At 42.7% G+C, this 19,672-nt stretch carries 20 protein-coding genes; 13 read left to right on the plus strand and 7 right to left on the minus strand.

All coding sequences use genetic code 11. The features are described from left to right. Window positions 1-21: 21 nt before the first annotated feature. The gene (locus tag P1X15_RS08045; protein WP_277337633.1) at window positions 22-753 is read left to right on the plus strand and encodes a carbon-nitrogen hydrolase family protein; all 732 of its coding nucleotides are present in this window, start codon (window positions 22-24) and stop codon (window positions 751-753) included. Window positions 754-762: 9 nt separating this feature from the next. Further along, the gene (locus P1X15_RS08050; protein WP_277337634.1) at window positions 763-1,122 is read left to right on the plus strand and encodes a glyoxalase/bleomycin resistance/extradiol dioxygenase family protein; all 360 of its coding nucleotides are present in this window, start codon (window positions 763-765) and stop codon (window positions 1,120-1,122) included. Between the two features lie 52 nt (window positions 1,123-1,174). Here P1X15_RS08050 and secG read toward each other — a convergent pair whose 3' ends face one another. From secG to P1X15_RS08080, 6 genes are all read right to left on the minus strand, one after another. Beyond that, window positions 1,175-1,540 carry a preprotein translocase subunit SecG gene (gene secG / locus P1X15_RS08055; protein WP_277337635.1) on the minus strand — a complete coding sequence of 122 codons (366 nt, stop codon included), beginning with the start codon at window positions 1,538-1,540 and terminating at the stop codon, window positions 1,175-1,177. A gap of 71 nt (window positions 1,541-1,611) precedes the next feature. Further along, complete coding sequence (locus tag P1X15_RS08060; RefSeq protein ID WP_277337636.1) at window positions 1,612-2,442, minus strand: hypothetical protein; 831 nt, start codon at window positions 2,440-2,442, stop codon at window positions 1,612-1,614. A 53-nt stretch (window positions 2,443-2,495) separates the two neighbouring features. Beyond that, window positions 2,496-3,023 (minus strand): LPS assembly lipoprotein LptE, encoded by a 528-nt coding sequence (gene lptE, locus P1X15_RS08065; RefSeq protein ID WP_409049677.1) that lies wholly within the window; start codon window positions 3,021-3,023, stop codon window positions 2,496-2,498. Continuing rightward, window positions 3,010-4,335 carry a sigma-54-dependent Fis family transcriptional regulator gene (locus tag P1X15_RS08070; protein WP_277337638.1) on the minus strand — a complete coding sequence of 442 codons (1,326 nt, stop codon included), beginning with the start codon at window positions 4,333-4,335 and terminating at the stop codon, window positions 3,010-3,012. The genes lptE and P1X15_RS08070 overlap by 14 nt, the downstream gene beginning before the upstream one ends. A 42-nt stretch (window positions 4,336-4,377) precedes the next feature. After that, window positions 4,378-5,850, minus strand: coding sequence for a tRNA (N6-isopentenyl adenosine(37)-C2)-methylthiotransferase MiaB (miaB, locus tag P1X15_RS08075; RefSeq protein WP_277337639.1), 1,473 nt, complete (start codon window positions 5,848-5,850; stop codon window positions 4,378-4,380). 166 nt (window positions 5,851-6,016) lie between these two features. Continuing rightward, window positions 6,017-6,340 (minus strand): tetratricopeptide repeat protein, encoded by a 324-nt coding sequence (locus tag P1X15_RS08080; protein ID WP_277337640.1) that lies wholly within the window; start codon window positions 6,338-6,340, stop codon window positions 6,017-6,019. Window positions 6,341-6,444: 104 nt separating this feature from the next. Between P1X15_RS08080 and P1X15_RS08085 the strand changes: the two genes are divergently transcribed. From P1X15_RS08085 to P1X15_RS08095, 3 genes are all read left to right on the plus strand, one after another. Beyond that, window positions 6,445-7,182, plus strand: a complete 738-nt coding sequence (locus tag P1X15_RS08085) for an electron transfer flavoprotein subunit beta/FixA family protein (protein ID WP_277337641.1) — start codon at window positions 6,445-6,447, stop codon at window positions 7,180-7,182. A gap of 52 nt (window positions 7,183-7,234) precedes the next feature. Beyond that, entirely contained in the window at window positions 7,235-8,200 is a 966-nt protein-coding gene (locus tag P1X15_RS08090) for an electron transfer flavoprotein subunit alpha/FixB family protein (protein WP_277337642.1), read from the plus strand. Between the two features lie 200 nt (window positions 8,201-8,400). Further along, window positions 8,401-8,991, plus strand: coding sequence for a bifunctional nuclease family protein (locus P1X15_RS08095; protein WP_277337643.1), 591 nt, complete (start codon window positions 8,401-8,403; stop codon window positions 8,989-8,991). A gap of 89 nt (window positions 8,992-9,080) precedes the next feature. On the opposite strand, the gene P1X15_RS08100 is transcribed toward P1X15_RS08095, so the two are convergent. Then, window positions 9,081-9,956 (minus strand): DUF2911 domain-containing protein, encoded by an 876-nt coding sequence (locus P1X15_RS08100; RefSeq protein ID WP_277337644.1) that lies wholly within the window; start codon window positions 9,954-9,956, stop codon window positions 9,081-9,083. Window positions 9,957-10,060: 104 nt separating this feature from the next. Here P1X15_RS08100 and P1X15_RS08105 point away from each other — a divergent pair, with 104 nt between their 5' ends. From P1X15_RS08105 to P1X15_RS08140, 8 genes are all read left to right on the plus strand, one after another. After that, window positions 10,061-10,612 carry an NUDIX hydrolase gene (locus P1X15_RS08105; RefSeq protein WP_277337645.1) on the plus strand — a complete coding sequence of 184 codons (552 nt, stop codon included), beginning with the start codon at window positions 10,061-10,063 and terminating at the stop codon, window positions 10,610-10,612. 68 nt (window positions 10,613-10,680) lie between these two features. Further along, a complete protein-coding gene (locus tag P1X15_RS08110) occupies window positions 10,681-11,073 on the plus strand; it encodes a hypothetical protein (protein ID WP_277337646.1) in 393 nt (130 codons plus the stop codon). A gap of 135 nt (window positions 11,074-11,208) precedes the next feature. Then, entirely contained in the window at window positions 11,209-11,865 is a 657-nt protein-coding gene (gene rpe / locus P1X15_RS08115) for a ribulose-phosphate 3-epimerase (RefSeq protein WP_277337647.1), read from the plus strand. Window positions 11,866-12,134: 269 nt separating this feature from the next. Continuing rightward, window positions 12,135-12,728, plus strand: coding sequence for an RNA polymerase sigma factor (locus P1X15_RS08120; RefSeq protein WP_277337648.1), 594 nt, complete (start codon window positions 12,135-12,137; stop codon window positions 12,726-12,728). 70 nt (window positions 12,729-12,798) lie between these two features. Continuing rightward, on the plus strand, window positions 12,799-13,884 hold the full coding sequence (locus P1X15_RS08125; RefSeq protein WP_277337649.1) for a FecR family protein: 1,086 nt from the start codon (window positions 12,799-12,801) through the stop codon (window positions 13,882-13,884). A 172-nt stretch (window positions 13,885-14,056) separates the two neighbouring features. Continuing rightward, a complete protein-coding gene (locus P1X15_RS08130) occupies window positions 14,057-17,446 on the plus strand; it encodes a TonB-dependent receptor (RefSeq protein WP_277337650.1) in 3,390 nt (1,129 codons plus the stop codon). A gap of 11 nt (window positions 17,447-17,457) precedes the next feature. Beyond that, window positions 17,458-18,963 carry a RagB/SusD family nutrient uptake outer membrane protein gene (locus P1X15_RS08135; protein WP_277337651.1) on the plus strand — a complete coding sequence of 502 codons (1,506 nt, stop codon included), beginning with the start codon at window positions 17,458-17,460 and terminating at the stop codon, window positions 18,961-18,963. Between the two features lie 57 nt (window positions 18,964-19,020). Continuing rightward, on the plus strand, window positions 19,021-19,647 hold the full coding sequence (locus tag P1X15_RS08140) for a DUF1080 domain-containing protein (RefSeq protein WP_277337652.1): 627 nt from the start codon (window positions 19,021-19,023) through the stop codon (window positions 19,645-19,647). Window positions 19,648-19,672 lie beyond the last annotated feature (25 nt).

The following is a 19,672-nucleotide window of genomic DNA, read 5'->3' on the forward strand; positions in this document are numbered from 1 at the left end:
TCGAACGAGTTTTATTAGATTATGAAAATCTGCGTAGCCCAAATTCGTCCTCAAAAAGGGGCGATTGAAACCAACCTCCAACGGCATATCGAACTCATTAGGGTAGCGATAAGCCATGAGGTGGATCTAATTATTTTCCCCGAACTTTCTCTATCAGGTTATGAACCTACGCTTGCCCAAGATTTGGCGAAAGAAGCCAATGATGTACAGCTTGATACTCTCCAAAATTTAAGCGATACTCATCAGATTACTATTGGGATAGGCATGCCTACCTATACCCAAAATGGGATTTGTATCAGCATGATTATTTTTCATCCCTATCAGGCACGCCAAGTATATTCAAAAAAATACCTGCATGAAGATGAACTTCCTTTTTTTGTAAATGGACAAAATGATAGCGTTGTCATAAAAGCCTTTCCACACATTGCACTAGCGATTTGCTATGAGTTGTCCATTCCTGAACATGCCCAAAACGCTCATAGTCATCATGCCCAAGTTTATATAGCTAGTGTAGCCAAAACCGCTGAAGGAGTTGAAAAGGCCTCCAAACAACTATCGCACATCGCATCCCAATACAACATGACTGTGCTGATGTCAAACTGCGTAGGTTACTGTGACAATTTTGAAAGTGCTGGTCAGAGTGGGGTTTGGAATCAAGAAGGGCACCTGCTAGGACAATTAGACGCTGTCTCTGAAGGAATATTGGTGATAGATACTGATACCCAATCAATATTATCTTCTATTTTAGTTTAGTGTCATTTTATGAAACAGCTACTTACTATCATCCCTGTAATACCTTCGGCCAATATCGCCAGAGATATAGTTTGGTATCATGCTCATACCGGTTTTGAATGTATTTTTCATGACAGTATGTATGCCGTACTGCATAGAGAAAATTTATCTATCCATTTGCAATGGCACGCCGATAGCCCCGACGACCCATTACTAGGAGGGTCTGTGATTAGGATACAAGTTAAGGATATAAAAAAGATTTTTGAAGAATTTGTACAACGTGGCACCGTAGAGTTGCACCAATTCAGAGAAAACACACCTTGGAGAACGCATGAATTTGGTTTTTTTGACCTCAATCAAAATGCAGTTTTTATCATGGAAGCTATCTAACAACAAAAGCCCCAATGACTTGGGGCTTCGTTAATAGAAAATGTCTTTTTGCCTATTTTTGCGCAGGTGCAGGTTGCTGCTGAGCTGGCGCAGGCGTTGTAGAAGGGGCTGGTGTCGTAGGAGCAGCCGGCAATGAGCGCTGATTTGCTTTTTCTACGTTAACACTGTTGATGCCTGAATCAGTTTGAGGAGAACCAATAAACAGGTTTGAAACCAAAGCCAAAATAGCCATTGCTCCAGCCAAACCCCAAGTAATTTGCTCCAACAAGTCAGTTGTGCGTTTTACGCCAAACATTTGAGTGGCACCTGTTCCACCAAATTCCCCTGCCAAACCACCGCCTTTTGAGTTTTGTACCAATACTATAAGTACTAGCAATACGGAGATAATGGCAATCAATACAATAAATACGGTGAACATAATCTTTTAATTTTTAGAAGTTTAACCTTAAACGTCAGATATGATGGCTATCAAACGTACAATGTATTACTTCATTCAGTGGTTAAATCCTTAATTTTTTCAGCAAAGTACGCTTTTTTTTCTGGTTTTTTCAACATCAGCTGTTCGTATATTTCTATAGCTCGCTCAATTTTACCCTGTCTGACCATGATTTTGGCCATTCCTTCGCTCACTACGCCTTCCGAGAAGGTCATATTTCGTTTTTTAGCGAGGTCTTCTGGTTCGGTATTGACCACTTCATGTGGATTGGCTCTAATGGGTCCCATTTTGGCTTCATTCTCAATAAAACTATCAATAATTTCAATCTGTTTCAAACGTTCAAGTTCACGATGATCGAGTTGGTTATCTTCCACTACTGAGCTTTCTATCTGTTCCAATTCGGTTTGTAAGGCGTTTTCTCTTAAAGCACTGTCATCGATAGGAGGTCTTTCGGGCAGCTTGCTTTTGGCGGAGGTAGATTCTGTTAAAATTTGTAAATTGTCTTCTTCCAACGAAATAGTTGGTAACTCTGGAAGCTTCCAAGGCGCTTGATAATTGGAGGCAGGTGTTTTCTGATAATCTTTTGGCCACAATATCACGTTTTCAAATTGGCTACTCCGCAAAGCAGGCGACCATTCAAATTCGTTTTGTATCAATTTGCGCAGTGTATTGCGGCTCAATGAATAAGCCGCGGCTTTTTGGACACTCGTCTCTGAGCGGTCAGGGAAATACTTCATGCACGACTTGGCAATCAACACATGTAATGCCTGACAATAAGGATACTCTTGAGCGGCTTCTTCCAAATGGACGACATCCGCCTCCGCCGTATCTTCTGGATGCGTAGTCCAGTAAGAAAATGATTCTTTAACGTAACGATTACTCATATATGGGGTCAATAAAAAATGCACAAAAACAGCCGACAGTCACTGATAAAAAATTACCAGTCTCCTGCCGATTTATTGAAAATGTCCTGCACGATTTGGTCTAAAATCTGCGGAATCAATCGACTTTCTACCTGACTCAGTGTTTGATTTTGGGGAAAATCTTTAAAAAAGGAGAAAGATTGATCAAAGTTTTTTTCTTCATCCTTGTTATTAGTAAACTTCACTTGAATACTGATAGTGAGTCGGTTTAGAGCGGCTTGGTCATTGGAAGTAGGTGCTGCAGGAGTGACTTCATAGCCTACAATGCTTCCCTCAAGCTGAAGATCTCCATTGTTGGGCAACAACGCCAAATTGGTGTTTCGCTGGTAATATTCCTTCATTTTTTCGTTGAACTGCAAAGCTAAGTTTGCGGGTCCTCCAGCCGTTGCCATCGAAAAATTGTTGATCGTAACACTCTTAATATCGGACGCTAAGGTGGTTCCCCTAAAAGAATAAATTCCACAAGAGCTACAAACCCATGCCTGAAACAAACAAAGAACAACAACCCATCCTCGATACCTCAACATGTTATTCTTCTTCAATATCATATTGTTTGATTTTTCTGTATAAAGTTCGCTCCGAAATTCCCAACGCTTGTGCCGCATATTTACGTTTACCATTACTCCGCTGTAATGCTTTCACAATCATCTCTTTCTCTTTTTGTTCGAGCGAGAGTGATTCATCTTCGGCGGCTTCATGTGCGATGTCTTCTACATCATCGTAGGGTGAAATCTGAATAATGTTGGACGACGGATTGGTGATGGTAGATCCGCTACTGATAGTAGGTTGACTTGGCAGAAGTTTGGTTTCAGAGAGAGCTTTTCCAAAATTGCCATCCGCTTCTATGCCACTAAACAGCCCGTCGTGCTCCCGCAAAATATCACTACCATAGGCTTCATTGTTCAATACTTTTAGCACCAATTTTTTGAGATCATTGACATCTCGACGCATATCAAACAAGATTTTGTACAACAACTCCCGCTCATTGAATGATTCGGGATTGGCACTACCATTGTTCAAAGCACCGTGTAGGGTCACTGAGCGTGTAGAACTAGCATAATTAGGCAAATATTTGACCAAAGTCTGGGGCGTAATCGGGACTTTATTGTCGGCTTCCAGTATTTGTATTTGCTCGGCAATATTTTTGAGCTGACGAATATTCCCCGGAAAATTGTAGCTAATGAGCATTTCACGAGCTTCGGCTGTAAGGACAACAGGCGTGATACGATAGCGCTCGGCAAAGTCAGTAGTAAATTTCCGAAAAAGCATATCAATATCCGACCCTCGCTCACGAAGTGGAGGTACCGCAATAGGAACAGTATTGAGGCGATAGTACAAATCTTCGCGAAACTTACCCCGCTGAACTGCATCTATCAAATTGACGTTGGTAGCAGCCACTACTCTTACATCCGTTTTTTGAACCTTCGACGACCCTACTCGGATAAACTCTTTGTTTTCCAAAACCCGCAACAAACGTGCTTGTGTGCCGATGGGCATTTCGGCAATTTCGTCCAAAAAGATAGTACCGCCATTGGTGATTTCAAAATACCCCTTACGATCATCTATCGCCCCTGTAAAAGAACCTTTTACGTGTCCAAACAACTCTGAATCAATCGTTCCTTCGGGAATCGCTCCGCAGTTGATGGCGATAAAAGGCCCGTGTTTACGGGCACTTAAATTATGAATTATCTTTGAAAAAGATTCTTTACCACTTCCACTTTCTCCCGTAATGAGCACTGTCAAATCGGTGGCCGCCACCTGCATAGCTACGTTGAGAGCATAGTTGAGAGCAGGAGCATTTCCGATGATGCCAAAACGGTTTTTAATGGATTGTATTTCGGGATTTGAAAGCATTTAGCAAACCAAAAAATGACAAATAAATTTTAAGAAAGTCCACTAAGCAGGTACTTCTTCTACTACTTTTCCAATCAAAGTAGCCGACGAACACTCTGTCACTAATACATGAACGTAATCTCCCTTTTTGTAATGCTCTCTTGGAAACACCACCACTTTATTTTGGTCATTTCGACCACACAAATCTGCATCCGAACGTTTAGAAGGGCCTTCTACAAGTACTTTATGGACTTTACCTAGCGCCAATTGGTTACGCTCAGCTGAATGCTTAAGCTGCACCGCAATCACTTCTTGCAAGCGACGCTTTTTGATATCTTCCGGAATATCGTCTTTGTATTTTTTGGCAGCGGGTGTACCAGGTCTTTCGGAGTACGCAAACATATAAGCGTAGTCATATTTCACGTATTCCATCAGCGTGAGCGTGTCTTGATGCTCTTCTTCTGTTTCGGTACAGAAACCCGTAATCATATCGGTCGAAATACCGCACTCTTCGCCCAAAATCTCACGAATTCGGTCGATTTTCTGCACGTACCACTCGCGGTCATAGGTTCTGTTCATAAGCTTCAATACCCGACTATTACCACTTTGGGCTGGTAAGTGAATGTACTTGCAGATATTTTCGTACTTCTTCATGGTCCAAAGTACATCATCTGTAATGTCTTTGGGGTGAGAAGTGCTAAACCGAACTCTTAAGTCCGGACTGACCAAAGCCACCATTTCCAACAATTGGGCAAAATTGACCGTAGTCACATTTTCGTTCTCTACAATTTCGTCTTGTGGCTTTATTTTACCTTTTTCGCTCTTCCACTTATAGCTATCTACATTCTGCCCTAGCAGGGTCACTTCACGATAGCCTTCTGCAAAAAGCTGACGAGCTTCTTCTACGATGCTAAAAGGATCACGACTACGTTCACGCCCACGAGTATAAGGCACCACACAAAAACTACACATGTTGTCGCAACCACGCATGATGCTAATGTAGGCCGTAATACCGTTGGAATTCAGGCGGATGGGTGAAATATCGGCGTAGGTCTCCTCGCGGGATAAAAATACATTGACGGCTTTTTGTCCCGTTTCGGCCTCTTCTACCAGCCGTGGCAAATCACGATACGCATCAGGTCCAGCCACGATGTCTACCATTTTTTCTTCTTCCAAAAGTTTAGTTTTCAAGCGTTCGGCCATACATCCTAGCACGCCAATCACCAACCCCGGACGTTTTTTCTTGAGGTTGTTGAGCTGCTGAAGCCTATTCCTAACTTTTTGCTCGGCATTGTCGCGAATGGCACAAGTATTCAAAAAAATCACATCGGCACCATCTTCGCTAGAAGTAGTAGCAAAATCAGCATTGCGCATCACAGCCGCCACTATTTCGCTATCCGAAAAATTCATCTGACACCCATAGCTTTCGATAAAAAGCCTTTTTTTGTCAACTGTTAGCTCTTCTTCGCTTACTTTGACAATCTCACAGGCTTCTTTGTCTGTTTCCGAAAGTATTTTTAATGTTGAAGTAATCATTTTCTTAGTCAATGTCGTTAGTCCATGTAAGAGCTATTTATATAAAGGCTCTCCAAGAAGTGCCGCAAAGTTACGAAAGAATCACTGAAAAAACTGACAAAGTGTCAGGGTTTAACAAAATTTAGTAAAATGGGGCGTTTTTAATTCAACTGTTTCTGAAGATACCTCAAAGATACTCGTCTTGGAAAGCACGATAAGCCCGTTGAAGCTCTTGATAAGTTTTTGTATTTTGCTGATTCAATGCCAATTGCATCCCTTGGAGATACAATTTTTCGGCTTCTTCAAAAAACTCCATCTCAGCAAACAACGCCGCAGCATGGTAGTAAGTAGGCAAATAATCAGGATGTTTCTCCAAAAGCATCCGAAAATAAACCTCGGCTTGATGGGCATCGCTATTTTGATATTCCATCGCTAAGGCATACATATTGAAAGGATCGGAAGGATCTTCTTCAAAAAATTGTAGTAATAACGTGAGGCGATTGTTATTCATAAAAAATTATTATGCAAGCATACTATTTTTAAAAACCTTGTTTATATTCGCACCAACAAAATAAATCTTCTAAAAGTTATATTTCAAACCATCTGAATAAACCCATGAAAATTTTAGTTTGTATAACCAATGTCCCAGATACATCAGCCAAAATTAGTTTTACTGATAACAATACCAAACTCAACAAAGCAGGAGTTCAATATATGATAGGCCCCTATGATGATTATGCTTTGGCACGAGCAGTGGAGCTAAAAGAGAAATCTGGAGGCAGCATTACTGTTCTGAACGTAGGCGAAGCCGACAGTGACCCACAAATTCGGAAAGCACTGGCGATTGGTGCTGACGATGCTATCCGCGTCAACTGTGACCCTCAAGATTCTTATTTTACTGCGGCACAAATCGCAGCCGTGGCCAAAGACGGGAATTATGACCTGATACTTATGGGACGTGAATCTATCGATTTCAATAGTGGAGTCGTGCACGGATTGGTAGGAGAAATGCTCGGAATCCCGTCGTTTTCGCCCGTTATGAAACTTGATATAGAAGGAAATACCGCCAAATTTGCCCGCGAAATAGAAGGAGGTAAAGAATACCTCGAAGCGCCTCTGCCGTTGGTATTGGGCTGCCAAGAGCCTATCGCCGAGTGGAAAATCCCAAACATGCGTGGTATCATGACCGCTCGTACCAAACCCCTCAAAGTAGTAGAGCCTGTCGATGTAAACAATCTTGCTTCGCTTACGGCTTATAGTTTGCCCGCACCAAAAGGGGCGTGTAAAATGATACCTGCCGACCAAGCAGAAACGCTCATTACCCTTCTAAAAACAGAAGCAAAAGTATTGTAACTACAGTAACACCTGTCTATCAAACACTTACTTTATTAAATCTTTGATCTTTATGTCGGTCTTAATATTTGTAGAATTAGATAACGGAAGTATCAAAAAAACTTCTCTCGAAGCCGTAGCCTACGGAGCGGCGGTAGCCCAAACCCAAGGTACTAGTGCCACTGTTTTGGCCATTGGCAATGCCGATTCAAGTGAACTTGCCAAAGCGGGAGCGTATGGCGCTAACAAAGTCCTCCACGCCAACGACGCTGCACTTTCCAACGAAAACGCGATGGCTTATGCAAGCGTACTAGCAGCAGCAATTCAGCAAGAAGGCTCCAAAATCGTCATTTTGCCAAAATCTGGGCTTTCTGACGCAATGGGTGCACGTGTAGCAGCCAAATTGGGGGCAAGTATCGTTTCGGGGGTTACCGAACTCCCCGACCTCAGCAATGGCTTCCAAGTAAAGCGTAGCATTTATACAGGCAAAGCCTTTGCCACTGTCGAAGTAAAAGGTGATATCAAAATATTGGGAATCAAGAAAAACGCCATAGAAGCCCAAGAAGGTAGCGGAACTGCAACCATCGAAAGTTTCAGTCCAAGCTTGCCAGAGGGCGATTTTACGGCCAAAGTCATCAACCAAGAAAAAGCCAGTGGAGAGCTATCACTTACCGAAGCCGATATTATCGTTTCGGGAGGACGTGGTATGAAAGGCCCAGAACACTGGCAACCCCTACTAGATTTGGCGGAAGCATTGGGAGCAGCCACGGGATGTTCAAAACCAGTTTCTGACCTAGATTGGCGCCCTCACCATGAGCACATCGGGCAAACCGGTATCAAGGTAGCCCCCAATCTTTATATTGCTTGTGGTATTTCGGGAGCCATTCAACACTTAGCAGGCGTCAATTCATCCAAAGTGATTGTGGCCATCAACAAAGATCCCGAAGCACCTTTTTTCAAAGCAGCCGATTATGGTATCGTAGGAGATGTATTTGACGTTTTACCACGACTTACCAAAGCCGTCAAAGAATCAAAATAAGGTTTAGGGCTTTTGCGTCAACGAAACTCTCTGATACGGGAACGCTAAAAGCACCTTCCGATGTTAATAAGCCTACGGAGAATGGAAAAACTTTCCTTTTTCTCTGTAGGTTTATTATTTTTGCATCCTCTCAAGGGGAATCCGTTATCCGTTATCACCCTGTGGAGGATTTGATAACAGATATTAACATAAATACAGTAGTGGAAAAAATAAAATTGGAAATTTTGGGGCTCTCACCGAGCCAATCACAGGCTGGCTCTTTTGCACTGGTACTTGGAGAAGAGTATGGAAATCGCCGCTTGCCGATTATTATTGGCATGTTTGAAGCGCAGGCTATCGCCATCGAAATCGAAAAAATCCAGCCCAATCGTCCCATGACCCACGACTTGTTTAAGTCGTTTGCCAAGGCATTTAATTATTCAGTCAATGAGATTATAATTTCAGACTTGCGCGAGGGAATATTTTTTGCCCGCATTTACTGTTCTGACGGTGTAAGAGAAACGGTGATTGACGCTCGCCCTTCAGATGCGATTGCGATTGCGCTCCGTTTCAATGTACCTCTCTATACCTACGAAACCATCTTATCAGAAGCGGGAATTGTATCAGGGACTCAAAACGAACCCGAAGACGCGATTGAAGAGCTTGTACAAAGTCCCAAGCCTCGCTCCCTCAACGACCAACTCAAAAACATGAGTTTGGAAGATTTACAACGTATCCTCGATGAAGCTCTTTCAAACGAAGAATATGAGAAAGCGGCTAAAATTCGGGACGAGATTACGCGTCGTAATTAAGCATACATAATGATAGCATTCTCATAATAAAAGCCCTGACCATAAAAATCAGGGCTTTTATTATGAGAAATACCTTCCCAATTTTAGTGTTATTTCTTCTTTCCTTTAGGCAATATCGCCGGAACAGGAATTTTGGAAGCAAATTCGGCTGCGCCTTTTTCAATAGCATCTTTAAAAAACGAGAACGAAGGGTCGCCACTCGATTGTCCTAAGTCAAGGGCTTTTTTGGCAATAGGAGCGGCTTCCGCAAAATTCCCTAGTTTACCTAAAATCTGCGCCTTGGTCCATAGATTACGGAAAGTTTCTTTGTAAGCCACCGCCTGATTGACCATCGACAATGCTTTTTGGAGATTGATTCCTTTGCCGAGTAAATAATTAGCTCCTGCATTCATGTTGTTGGCACTTGCTTCGGCCGCTTTGTCAATGGCCATTTCTACCATTTTAGTAGTGTTTGTGGCAAGTTTCGTACTTACTTTGGTCTGCGCCCACATTATATCAAGATTGGCAGTAGAATCCGTAATATCCGAAAACCCAATCGCAAATGTTTCGGTAGTGGGTGCTTGCGTAGGTTTTACATTTACGCGTACCACATCATCTGCTTGTTTGTATTGTTCAGGAGCAGTAGCAGCAGACTTATTGATAATGAGCGTCCAAGTGTCGGCATTAGGAATGCTATACAAAAAGTACTTGCCAGCTGGTACATTTTGGCCTTCGAGCATAATATCGGTCGAAAATTCAATAGCTGTTGCTTGGTTGGCACCTGTCCGCCAAAACTGTCCATAAGGAACAAGCTTGCCAAAAATCTCCCGACCTTTCATACTTGGACGTGAGTACTTTACCGTAATATCCGTAACACCCACACCCTGCATTATGGTAGCAGATGAGCTAGGCTGAGGGGTACGAATCTGGGCAAAACTAAAGGTAGAAGCAGCCAATAAGGCTAGTAAGGTCAATGATTTCTTCATGATTTTTAGCAGTTTTGTTTCAAATTTTTGGAGTTTGTGGCGCGAATATAAGTAAAAGAAGTCGATAGGCCGCTAACTCTATATACTATTAAAACTTTCATAAAATGAAACGTAATCAATTGCTCACCCTTCTTAATCAACATATACCTTTTGACAAAGATGAGCATCAAATGTGGCAAGACACCCTTCAGTTTGTCACCCAAAACCCCGACTGTTTTGAGCGATGGCTCGCTATTGGCCATGTGACTGGCTCGGCTTGGGTGGTTGATTCTAGCTCCCAAGTGGCCCTGTTGATGCATCATCAAAAACTCGACCGCTGGTTTCAGCCGGGTGGACATGCAGATGGCGAATCTGATATTTTGAAAGTAGCTCTCAAAGAAGCCCAAGAAGAAACAGGACTCCACGACATCAGGGCCGTATCCTCCCAAATCTTTGATGTGGACGTACACCTCATTCCTGCCAATTCCAAAGAAGCGGCCCATTTCCATTACGATATTCGTTTTTTGTTTGAAGCCAATAGCCAAATTCCTCTCCAGCAAAACAATGAGTCAAAAGCGCTTGCTTGGGTACCTTATACGAAGATACACGAGTACAATAGTTCACCTTCTATCATGAGAATGGTAGAAAAAATGAGAATAAGTAATTTTTTTGAGTAAAAAATAGGTATATAAACTCTATTTTTTTACTTTAGTGACCGTATTCCAACAATCGATAAAATTATAACATGAAATTCTTTACATCCTTTCGCATAGGCGGTTGGATAGTGCTTTTTGTCATGAGCACCCATTTGCTCAATGCACAAACAGCCAAGGAAGACCGCAACAACCATCCCAAGCCTCAAACAATCGACAAGATTCAATTGCGCTGTGCTGCTCCTTTTGTCTATTCCCCTCATATTTCGTACAAAGAACAGCGACAAATGCAATTGGCTAAAAAGAAAATGGGTGGTATAACTTTTGTGGTCAAATCCCGCCGTACTACTTCTGCCAATTACAAACAGCAAAATTTTCAGCCAAAATCCCGTCCTTCTTCAAGTACCGAACGGTTCGTGGCTGATAGTAGCGCCCCTTTTGTGAGGTATGAGTTTTCTGATTCTCTAAGAGCTAGCAATCGATAATGGGGGATTTTGATAGTGGAGGTGCCGAGTTATTCAAAAAAAGGCGAACTTTGCACCTCCACTAATCCTAATACATTAATTCTGTGTAGGTAAAACAAGTGCTAGCGCACTTACTGCCCGCCCATTGATTGTTTTATGAATACTCCTCTGATTGCCCCCTCTGTGTTGGCCGCCGATTTTGCCAATTTACAGCGCGACGTAGAAATGCTCAATCGAAGTGCTGCCGATTGGATTCACGTAGATATTATGGATGGCGTTTTTGTGCCCAATATTTCTTTTGGTCTTCCTGTCACAGCTGCCATCAAAAAACACGCACAAAAGCCACTAGACGTCCATTTGATGATTGTTCAGCCCGAGCGATATTTAGAAGCTTTTCGTGATGCGGGTGCCGAAATCTTGACAGTGCACTACGAGGCTTGTCCTCATTTGCACCGCACTATTCAACATATCAAATCGCTAGGAGTCAAAGCTGGCGTAGCTCTCAATCCTCATACGCCCGTGAGTGTATTACAAGATATCATTCAGGATATAGATTTGGTGCTGATTATGTCGGTAAATCCGGGTTTTGGTGGGCAAAAATTCATCGAACGTACCTACGAGCGTGTCCGTCAACTTGCGACCTTGATTGCAGAATCAGAAAGTCAAGCCATTATTGAGATAGACGGAGGTGTCAATCAAGACAATGCTCCCCTACTCTATCATGCAGGTGCACGCGCACTCGTAGCAGGAAGTTTTGTATTTTCGGCTCCTGACCCCGAGGCAACTATTTCTAATTTAAAGAAAGTGTGGTAACAAAGTAGCAATGACGTCTCAATCCTAAGACGTCATTGCTGTCTATTGGGTATTTTAGCCATTCCAATCTTCTCCGTATCCTTTAAAATGCAAACGATTTTAGACACACTATTAATCGTTGATTTTGGTATGATTGGCGTTTAGTCGCCAATCATCCGCCTATCCATTCTTTACAGCAATCAAAATCCCTCTACTTTTATTACTAATATTTCAAAACAATATCCAAGTTTCCTATTTTTGTGGGGAGTTCGCATTCCCATAAAACAACAATGGAAGATACAAACCTAGCAGATAGTCAGTCATCCGACGAGCAAGGGCTTTGGCTCGCTTTCAAACAAGGCGACCGAGAAGCGTTTGAGCTTATCTACCGAAAGCATATCAATCCATTGATTAGTTATGGATACAAAATCACTTCTAATCGTAGCCTAATTCAAGACTGTATTCAAGACTTGTTTATAGAATTATGGGAAAGTCGCGAGCGACTCACCGACGCCTCCTCTATCAAATATTATTTGTTGAAGTCGTTGCGTTATAAGCTTCTTCGCACCTTACAGCTCACCCCTATCCAAGATATTCAGGAAATAGATATTGAGGCAAGTGATGATAATTTTGAAACAAAACTTCTAGCAGACGAAATCGCTACCCAACAAGCTCTGAAACTCACTAACGCACTCCAACTCCTCCCTAAACGTCAACGCGAGGCCATTCATTTACGTTATTTCCAAGAAATGAACAACGAAGAAGTAGCTCATATCATGGGAGTGGGCTATCAGTCGGCTTGTAAATTTATCTACACAGGACTCAAAACTCTCCGCGATTTGATGCAATTATCGGCCGTGATTTCTTTTCTATTAAAATTTTAAAAAAATTCTTCAAAAAATGGATTAAAAGTCGGGGTTTTCTGCACTGGGCTATAGAAAACACCAAATATTCATGGATAAGGACTATTCCCGATTTGAAATTGAAGATTTTGCTTTTGATGAATCTTTCCGCCGCTGGGTAAGCGGCAAGGATTCTTCTGTCCGCGCTTTTTGGGAGTCTTATCTTGAATCAAACCCTCACCAGACAGACGTTATTTTAGCAGCCCGCCAACTTGTATTAGATTTACAAAACGAATCATCTTTGACCGATGACCCAGAATTAGCAGAGTCGATTTGGGACAATGTACAAGAGCGAACACAGCCCAAGCAAAAAGTATTTTGGCTCCAAACCTCCCGCTGGTACATGGCTGCTGCCGCCGTATCTATGCTGATAGTGATATCGGCTAGTGTGTGGTGGCTACGTCACTCACCCAAACAAGTAAGTTTAAATTCACCACTTTCTTCTCAGCAAGACAGCACTTTATATACCGAACGCGTCAATACCCAACAAAAAACGATGACGCTCTATTTGGAAGACGGGAGTTTGGTGACTTTAGAAAAAAATAGCCGTTTGATTTATCCTAAAAAATTTGGTCCGTCGAGCCGGATTGTGCATTTGAGTGGTAAAGCTTTTTTTGATATTACCCGAAATCCCGACCGTCCTTTTTTAATTTATGCCAACGAAACCGTCACGAAAGTATTAGGCACAAGCTTTACCATTAGCGCTTATCAGCATGATAGTGAGGTGATTGTGGCAGTAAAATCAGGCAAGGTGTCTGTTTTCCCGAAAAAAGACTTTGACAAATCCCCCCAAAACAGCGTGGCGGCAGGAGTAGTGCTTACGCCCAATCAACAAGCAGTGTTTTCGCGCAAACAAGAACAATTTAATAAGACTCTAGTCGAACAACCAATCTTGTTGACTTCCAAAGAAAGCAACATGTTTGACTTCGACAACAAACCCCTCGCAGAAGTGTTTGGGGTACTTGAAAAAGCTTATGGCGTAGAGATTGTATATGATGCTGACTTGGTCGTAAATCGCTCACTTAAAGTAAGTTTTGACGATGAGTCTTTGCAAGAAAAACTAATGATTATCTGTAATACAATGGATTTGTCGTATCAAATTGTAGACGCAAAAGTGCTTATTGAGAAGAAAAAGTAAATTTTTTGCTAACCCAAAACCCTCTAATTGATGCAATAAAAAACCTACTAAAACAAGAGGCCGGTAGCGTAGGAACACTACCGGCCGAAAGACGTCCCCCTACATCTTTGGCCGGATAAGGGGATGTTTTGCTCACTGATTTAATCAAGTAAACAACAAAACATTCAAAGGTATGAAAAAACATCGACTCATCGTCGAAACTGTTATTGCTATGCTTAAATTTTCCTGTTTTCATATATTAGTGGCAATGGTGAGCTTTGGAATAAGCATCGCCAAAGACAGTAATGCGCAGGAAATTTTGGAACGCCCTGTTTCCGTAGAAATCATAAGCAAAGATGTCCAAACGGCGCTACAATTTGTAGAAAAATCAGCAAAGGTTAAATTTAGCTACGAACCTGCCCTTTTACCGAAGGGAGAAAAAATCAACCTTGTTGTTAAAAACGAACGTCTCTCGGCGGTTTTGGAGAAACTGCTGAAACCTCTTCGGCTCGTGTACACTACCTCTGGTAAATACATTATTTTGACCAAAGAGACCAAACAAAGTTTTCTGGAAGTAGAAAGAAAACCCGAACCCGAAATGTGGTTGTTTGAAAAAACGATTACTGGCACCGTCTCCGACGAACGAGGTCAGGGTTTACCCGGAGTAAGTGTTTTGGTAAAAGGTACTCAACAAGGAACAAGTACCGACGCCAACGGTAAGTATAAACTCATCCTAGGAGACGCTCCTACGACTTTGGTATTTTCGTATGTAGGATATGTAAGTCGAGAAGCACTCATCGAAAACAGAACAGCACTTGATATTCAGCTCCTTCCAGACGAAAAGGCGCTCACTGAAGTGGTGGTAGTAGGGTATGGTACCCAGCAAAAAGAAGATATTACGGGGGCGATTGCGACGGCTTCTGCCAAAGAACTTCGCGACCCGCCAGTTGCCCAAGTCGCACAGATGCTACAAGGTAAGCTAGTAGGGGTGCGCATTGACCAAGTAAGCGGACGCCCTGGCGAAGGAATGAACATCAAAGTGAGAGGATCCGTGTCAATTACGGCAGGTGCTAACCCGCTATATGTAGTTGATGGAATGCCGATTACGGGCGATATCAATACCATCAATCCCAACGAAATCGAAAGTATCAGTGTGTTGAAAGACGCGGCAGCGTCGTCGCTTTATGGTTCGAGAGCGGGCAATGGAGTAGTGTTAATTCAAACCAAAAAAGCCAAAGCTGGAAAAACCCTCATTGATTTTAGTTCTTATTATGGCTTTACTCAAATACCAGAGGCCCGCAGATTGAAAATGATGAATGCTGAAGAATATGCTCAGTTTCAGAAAGAAATAGCCGAATCCAACGGGCGTGCAGTTAATCCAGCTTTTCAGAATCCCGCTCAGTATGCCGGAAAAGGTACTGATTGGTACGATGTAGTGACCCGCACAGGTGCTATTCAAAGCCACAACCTTTCCATTAGTTCGGGTACCAAAAACTTTTTAACATCGGTCACAGGGGGGTATTTCAAAGAAGAAGGCGTAGTGGTAGGGACGGGTTTTCAGCGACTTTCATTACGCGTCAATTCCCTTTTTACCCCTAGTGAAAAAGTAAAAATTGGATTCAACCTAGCTCCCAACTTCGCTTCTAATACCAATTTTGCTACCGACGGCGGACCTTATGGTACCGAAAACATCATTTCGGGAGCATTGGCGACTAGCCCATTAGCCAGTCCTTACAATGCCGACGGGAGCCTCGCCCTTACCGCTTCCGACCCTGCCTCTTTTGGCAATCCTAATTGGCTAAGAGTGGCCCAAGAAAAAGTATATCGCAACAAAACGCATTCGTTGCTCTCCAATGCCTATGTTGAATACGAAATCATCAAAGGATTGAAAGCCAAAACAACCGCCAATGTGCAGTTGAGCAACAACAACATCTTTCAGTTTAATCCTTCAACGATTGGGGTTTTGTTTACACCTCCGCCACGGATTCCGAGTGGCTCTGACAATACTACCAACATGTACAACTGGGTGAATGAGAACTCGTTGACGTATCAAACTGAATTTGAAGGACATCAAATTGATGCCTTGGTAGATTTCACGGCGCAACGTTTTCGGAGTGACAACAACGTGATTTCGGGCACCAACTACCCCGATGATAAAATCCAAGCGGTAAGTGCCGCAGGTAGGGTGGTAGTGACGAGCAATGTACAAGAATGGGCTTTGCTTTCTTACTTAGCCCGTCTTAATTACAATTACAAAAGTAAGTATCTACTGACGGCGTCGGTACGGCGTGATGGTTCTTCGCGGTTTGGCCCAAACAATCGTTGGGGAAATTTTCCTTCTGTATCAGTTGGATGGATTGTTTCAAAAGAACCCTTCTGGACCCTGACACCCGTTTCATTTTTGAAGTTAAGAGCGAGCTACGGAATCACAGGAAACTTTGAAATCGGTAATTATTCATTTCGGTCAACGGTCGGGTCGGTCTTTTATGCTTTCGGGAATTCTATGTTTCAGGGCAGAGCAGCCAACAACCTAGGTGACAACAATCTAGGATGGGAGCGCAAGAAGCAATTTAACATTGGGGCAGATGTATATCTTCTGAACGACCGTTTCCAAATAACGTATAACTATTATCGTACCATCTCCAGCAATTTGCTTTACAATGTCTCAGTTCCGGTTTCTTCTGGTTTTAGCAGTATTCAGACCAATATCGGCGAATTGAAATTTTGGGGTCACGAAATAGGCATCAATACCACCAATATTCACAATGAGCACTTTAGCTGGAATACCTCCCTCAATATGTCGTTTGACCGCAATCGAGTAGAAAAACTATCTACCGAAAAAACAACGGCTATTTACCAAGGAATGTCTAGTTATGGTTTTTTCAGTCATATTTCACAAATAGGTTCGCCAGTGGGACTGTTTTATGGAGCGGTTTGGGATGGGGTTTATAAAAATCAGGAAGAATTCAACACCTCTCCCAAATACGCTGATTCTCAAGTAGGTACTATCAAATACAAAGACTTAAACGGCGACGGAAAGATTACTTTTCCCGAAGATTATACCACTATTGGCACCCCGTGGCCGAAGTTTATCTTTGGGCTAACCAACCAAATACATTATGGAAACTTTGACCTCGGACTTACAATTACGGGCAACTACGGCAATCAAATATTGAGCCATTACGAAAACTGGCTCACCAATCTTGATGGTCCTTTCAACGTATTGGCAGAAGTAAAAGACCGCTGGAAATCTCCTTCTGACCCTGGCGTGGGCAAATATGGCAGCGTACAGCAAGGAACGACCTATCTTGAGCGCGACCGCTGGAGTACACGCTACCTCAAAGACGGTAGTTTTGTTTCGTTCAAAAACATTACGGTAGGTTATAATATTCCACTTAATAGCCGTACTATCCGCAACTTACGCGTGTATAGCAGCATTCAGAATGCGTGGGTCATTAGCAAATATCCGGGCAACCCTGAGGTCAACACTCGAAATGTATCGAGCGGCAACTCTCCCGGAGTCGATGAAGGTTCGTATCCTGTACCACGCACAATCAGTTTTGGCCTTAACCTTGGATTCTAAAAAGAAGCACTATGAAAATCAGACTCATCGCCATAGGTATTTTGTTTTGTATGCTGAGTGCCTGTGATAATTTTTTGGATATTGCTCCCGAAACGTCCTTATCTTCCGATAGTTTTTTTCGTACTCAAGCCGATTTTGAACAGGCCGTAGGCGGGATTTATGCACCCCTTCAAGGTCTTTATAATCAAGATTGGATACTGAACGAAATGCGTTCTGACAATACCTTTTTTATTTATAATATCGCCCAACGCGGAGGAAAACAGCAAGAAGACCCCGCTACTTTTACGGTTGAGACCAACAACACCTATACTCTGGGAAAATGGACCAACAATTATCTCATTATCTCCCGAGCCAATCAGGTATTGAGTAAAATGGAAGAAGCAAGTTTTGAGACTTCCGTCAAAAACAACCTAAAAGGGCAAGCTCTTTTTTTGCGGGCATTTGCTTATTTTGATTTGGTGAAAAATTTTGGCGGAGTGCCGCTTTTTCTCCAACCAGCTACTTCTTACAAAGAGACCTTTCAACCCCGAGCTGAAGTAGCGGCTATCTATAAGCAAATCGTAGCTGATGCTTCCGAAGCCACAAAACTACTCCCTGCCAAAGCTGCGGCTGTAGGGCGAGCCACTGCGGGAGCAGCTTATACCCTCTTGGCCGATGCTTATATCAATCAGAAAGCTTGGGCGGAGGCCGAAACCGCACTCAAAACCGTCACGACACTAGGCTATAGTCTTTTGCCTAACTACGGTGATATATTCAAACCTACCAATAAGGGCAATAGCGAAATGATTTTTGATGTTCAATACGCCGAAGGAACTTCACAAACGATTTTTAATGCCTTGCCTTACTTATTTATTCCTATCTTGTCCGACCCTTCGGTCATTACAGGGGTAAAGCCTGCTACTCAGCAGACTTACGGAGGGTTTAATGTGCCTACGCCTGATTTGCTCGCCGCTTATGAAGATACGATCAAAGACCAACGCTTTGCGGCATCTATCGGCTTTTATACGGGTACTTCTCCCTTGATAGGAATCAAATACGACCGAACACCTTACATCAAAAAATACCTACATCCACACGGCGTGTATGGACAAACTGCCGAAAATGGGCCTATTTATCGCTATGCCGAAGTGTTGTTGATGCTTGCCGAAGTAGCCAACGAACAAAATCGGGTGAGCGATGCAGTGGGCTATCTCAATCAAGTACGTAAGCGTGCTGGTTTGTCAGATTTGACGAGCACAAGTCAGGCCGATTTGAGAGCTAAAATCCTGAAAGAAAGACAAATCGAGTTAGCATTCGAAAATAAACGCTGGCGCGATTTGGTACGGACAGGTCAGGCAGTAACGCTAATGTCGGCGATTAGTACCAAGGTAAAGGCCAATCCTCAAGCATATTACTATCCCACGGGTAGTGCGCCTATTACAACGGCTTTTAATGTCAGTGAAAGAGATTTGCTTTATCCAATCCCGGTAAGTGAAATCATCATTAATCCTGAATTAAAACAAAACCCTGGTTACTAGCACTCACTAAAGGGCTTGCTTCTTTTGAAGAAGCAAGCCCTTTTCAAACCACATGATATGATAAGATTCGCAATTTTGATGAGCCTTGTGATAGGTTTTTGGGGAGGATATCCTTCCAAAAAAGTATCCATTTTTGACGGAAAAACCTTCAACGGTTGGGAAGGTGACACCCTGCATACGTGGCGTATCGAAAACGGCACAATCGCCGCAGGCAAAGCAGGACAGAATGTGCCCCACAACGATTTTCTTTGTACTACACGTCGTTATGAAAATTTCATTTTACATCTTAAAGTAAAACTAACTGGTACTCAAGGATTTGTGAATGGAGGCATTCAGTTTAGAAGCGAAAGACTGACCAAACCCGCCTACGAAATGACTGGTTATCAGGCTGATTGGGGCCCCAAATATTGGGGAAGTCTCTATGATGAATCACGACGTAACGTCACTCTAGTACAGCCCGATTCGGCTCTGGTCACAAAATGGGTGAAACCCAATGACTGGAATACCTACGAAATACGAGCCGAAAAACGTCGCATTCGTTTGTATGTCAATGGACACCAAACCGTAGATTATACCGAAAAAGATGATAGCATTCCTCAATCGGGCCTGATTGCGCTACAAATCCACGGCGCAGGACATACCCAAGTAGCGTACAAAGATATTGTCATTCAAGAATTGCCCTAACGAAACTTTCATCCATCTATTTCTT

Origin of the sequence: Runella sp. MFBS21, assembly GCF_029433105.1 — a bacterium.
Taxonomy (GTDB): Bacteria; Bacteroidota; Bacteroidia; order Cytophagales; family Spirosomataceae; genus Runella.

What these genes read in the sequence shown, in the direction of transcription:
- P1X15_RS08045 (WP_277337633.1), top strand. Translation starts at nt 22, where the DNA reads ATGAAAATCTGCGTAGCCCAAATTCGTCCTCAAAAAGGGGCGATTGAA.
- P1X15_RS08050 (WP_277337634.1), top strand. Translation starts at nt 763, where the DNA reads ATGAAACAGCTACTTACTATCATCCCTGTAATACCTTCGGCCAATATC.
- secG (WP_277337635.1), bottom strand. Translation starts at nt 1,540, where the DNA reads ATGTTCACCGTATTTATTGTATTGATTGCCATTATCTCCGTATTGCTA.
- P1X15_RS08060 (WP_277337636.1), bottom strand. Translation starts at nt 2,442, where the DNA reads ATGAGTAATCGTTACGTTAAAGAATCATTTTCTTACTGGACTACGCAT.
- P1X15_RS08070 (WP_277337638.1), bottom strand. Translation starts at nt 4,335, where the DNA reads ATGCTTTCAAATCCCGAAATACAATCCATTAAAAACCGTTTTGGCATC.
- miaB (WP_277337639.1), bottom strand. Translation starts at nt 5,850, where the DNA reads ATGATTACTTCAACATTAAAAATACTTTCGGAAACAGACAAAGAAGCC.
- P1X15_RS08080 (WP_277337640.1), bottom strand. Translation starts at nt 6,340, where the DNA reads ATGAATAACAATCGCCTCACGTTATTACTACAATTTTTTGAAGAAGAT.
- P1X15_RS08085 (WP_277337641.1), top strand. Translation starts at nt 6,445, where the DNA reads ATGAAAATTTTAGTTTGTATAACCAATGTCCCAGATACATCAGCCAAA.
- P1X15_RS08090 (WP_277337642.1), top strand. Translation starts at nt 7,235, where the DNA reads ATGTCGGTCTTAATATTTGTAGAATTAGATAACGGAAGTATCAAAAAA.
- P1X15_RS08100 (WP_277337644.1), bottom strand. Translation starts at nt 9,956, where the DNA reads ATGAAGAAATCATTGACCTTACTAGCCTTATTGGCTGCTTCTACCTTT.
- P1X15_RS08105 (WP_277337645.1), top strand. Translation starts at nt 10,061, where the DNA reads ATGAAACGTAATCAATTGCTCACCCTTCTTAATCAACATATACCTTTT.
- P1X15_RS08110 (WP_277337646.1), top strand. Translation starts at nt 10,681, where the DNA reads ATGAAATTCTTTACATCCTTTCGCATAGGCGGTTGGATAGTGCTTTTT.
- rpe (WP_277337647.1), top strand. Translation starts at nt 11,209, where the DNA reads ATGAATACTCCTCTGATTGCCCCCTCTGTGTTGGCCGCCGATTTTGCC.
- P1X15_RS08120 (WP_277337648.1), top strand. Translation starts at nt 12,135, where the DNA reads ATGGAAGATACAAACCTAGCAGATAGTCAGTCATCCGACGAGCAAGGG.
- P1X15_RS08125 (WP_277337649.1), top strand. Translation starts at nt 12,799, where the DNA reads ATGGATAAGGACTATTCCCGATTTGAAATTGAAGATTTTGCTTTTGAT.
- P1X15_RS08130 (WP_277337650.1), top strand. Translation starts at nt 14,057, where the DNA reads ATGAAAAAACATCGACTCATCGTCGAAACTGTTATTGCTATGCTTAAA.
- P1X15_RS08135 (WP_277337651.1), top strand. Translation starts at nt 17,458, where the DNA reads ATGAAAATCAGACTCATCGCCATAGGTATTTTGTTTTGTATGCTGAGT.
- P1X15_RS08140 (WP_277337652.1), top strand. Translation starts at nt 19,021, where the DNA reads ATGATAAGATTCGCAATTTTGATGAGCCTTGTGATAGGTTTTTGGGGA.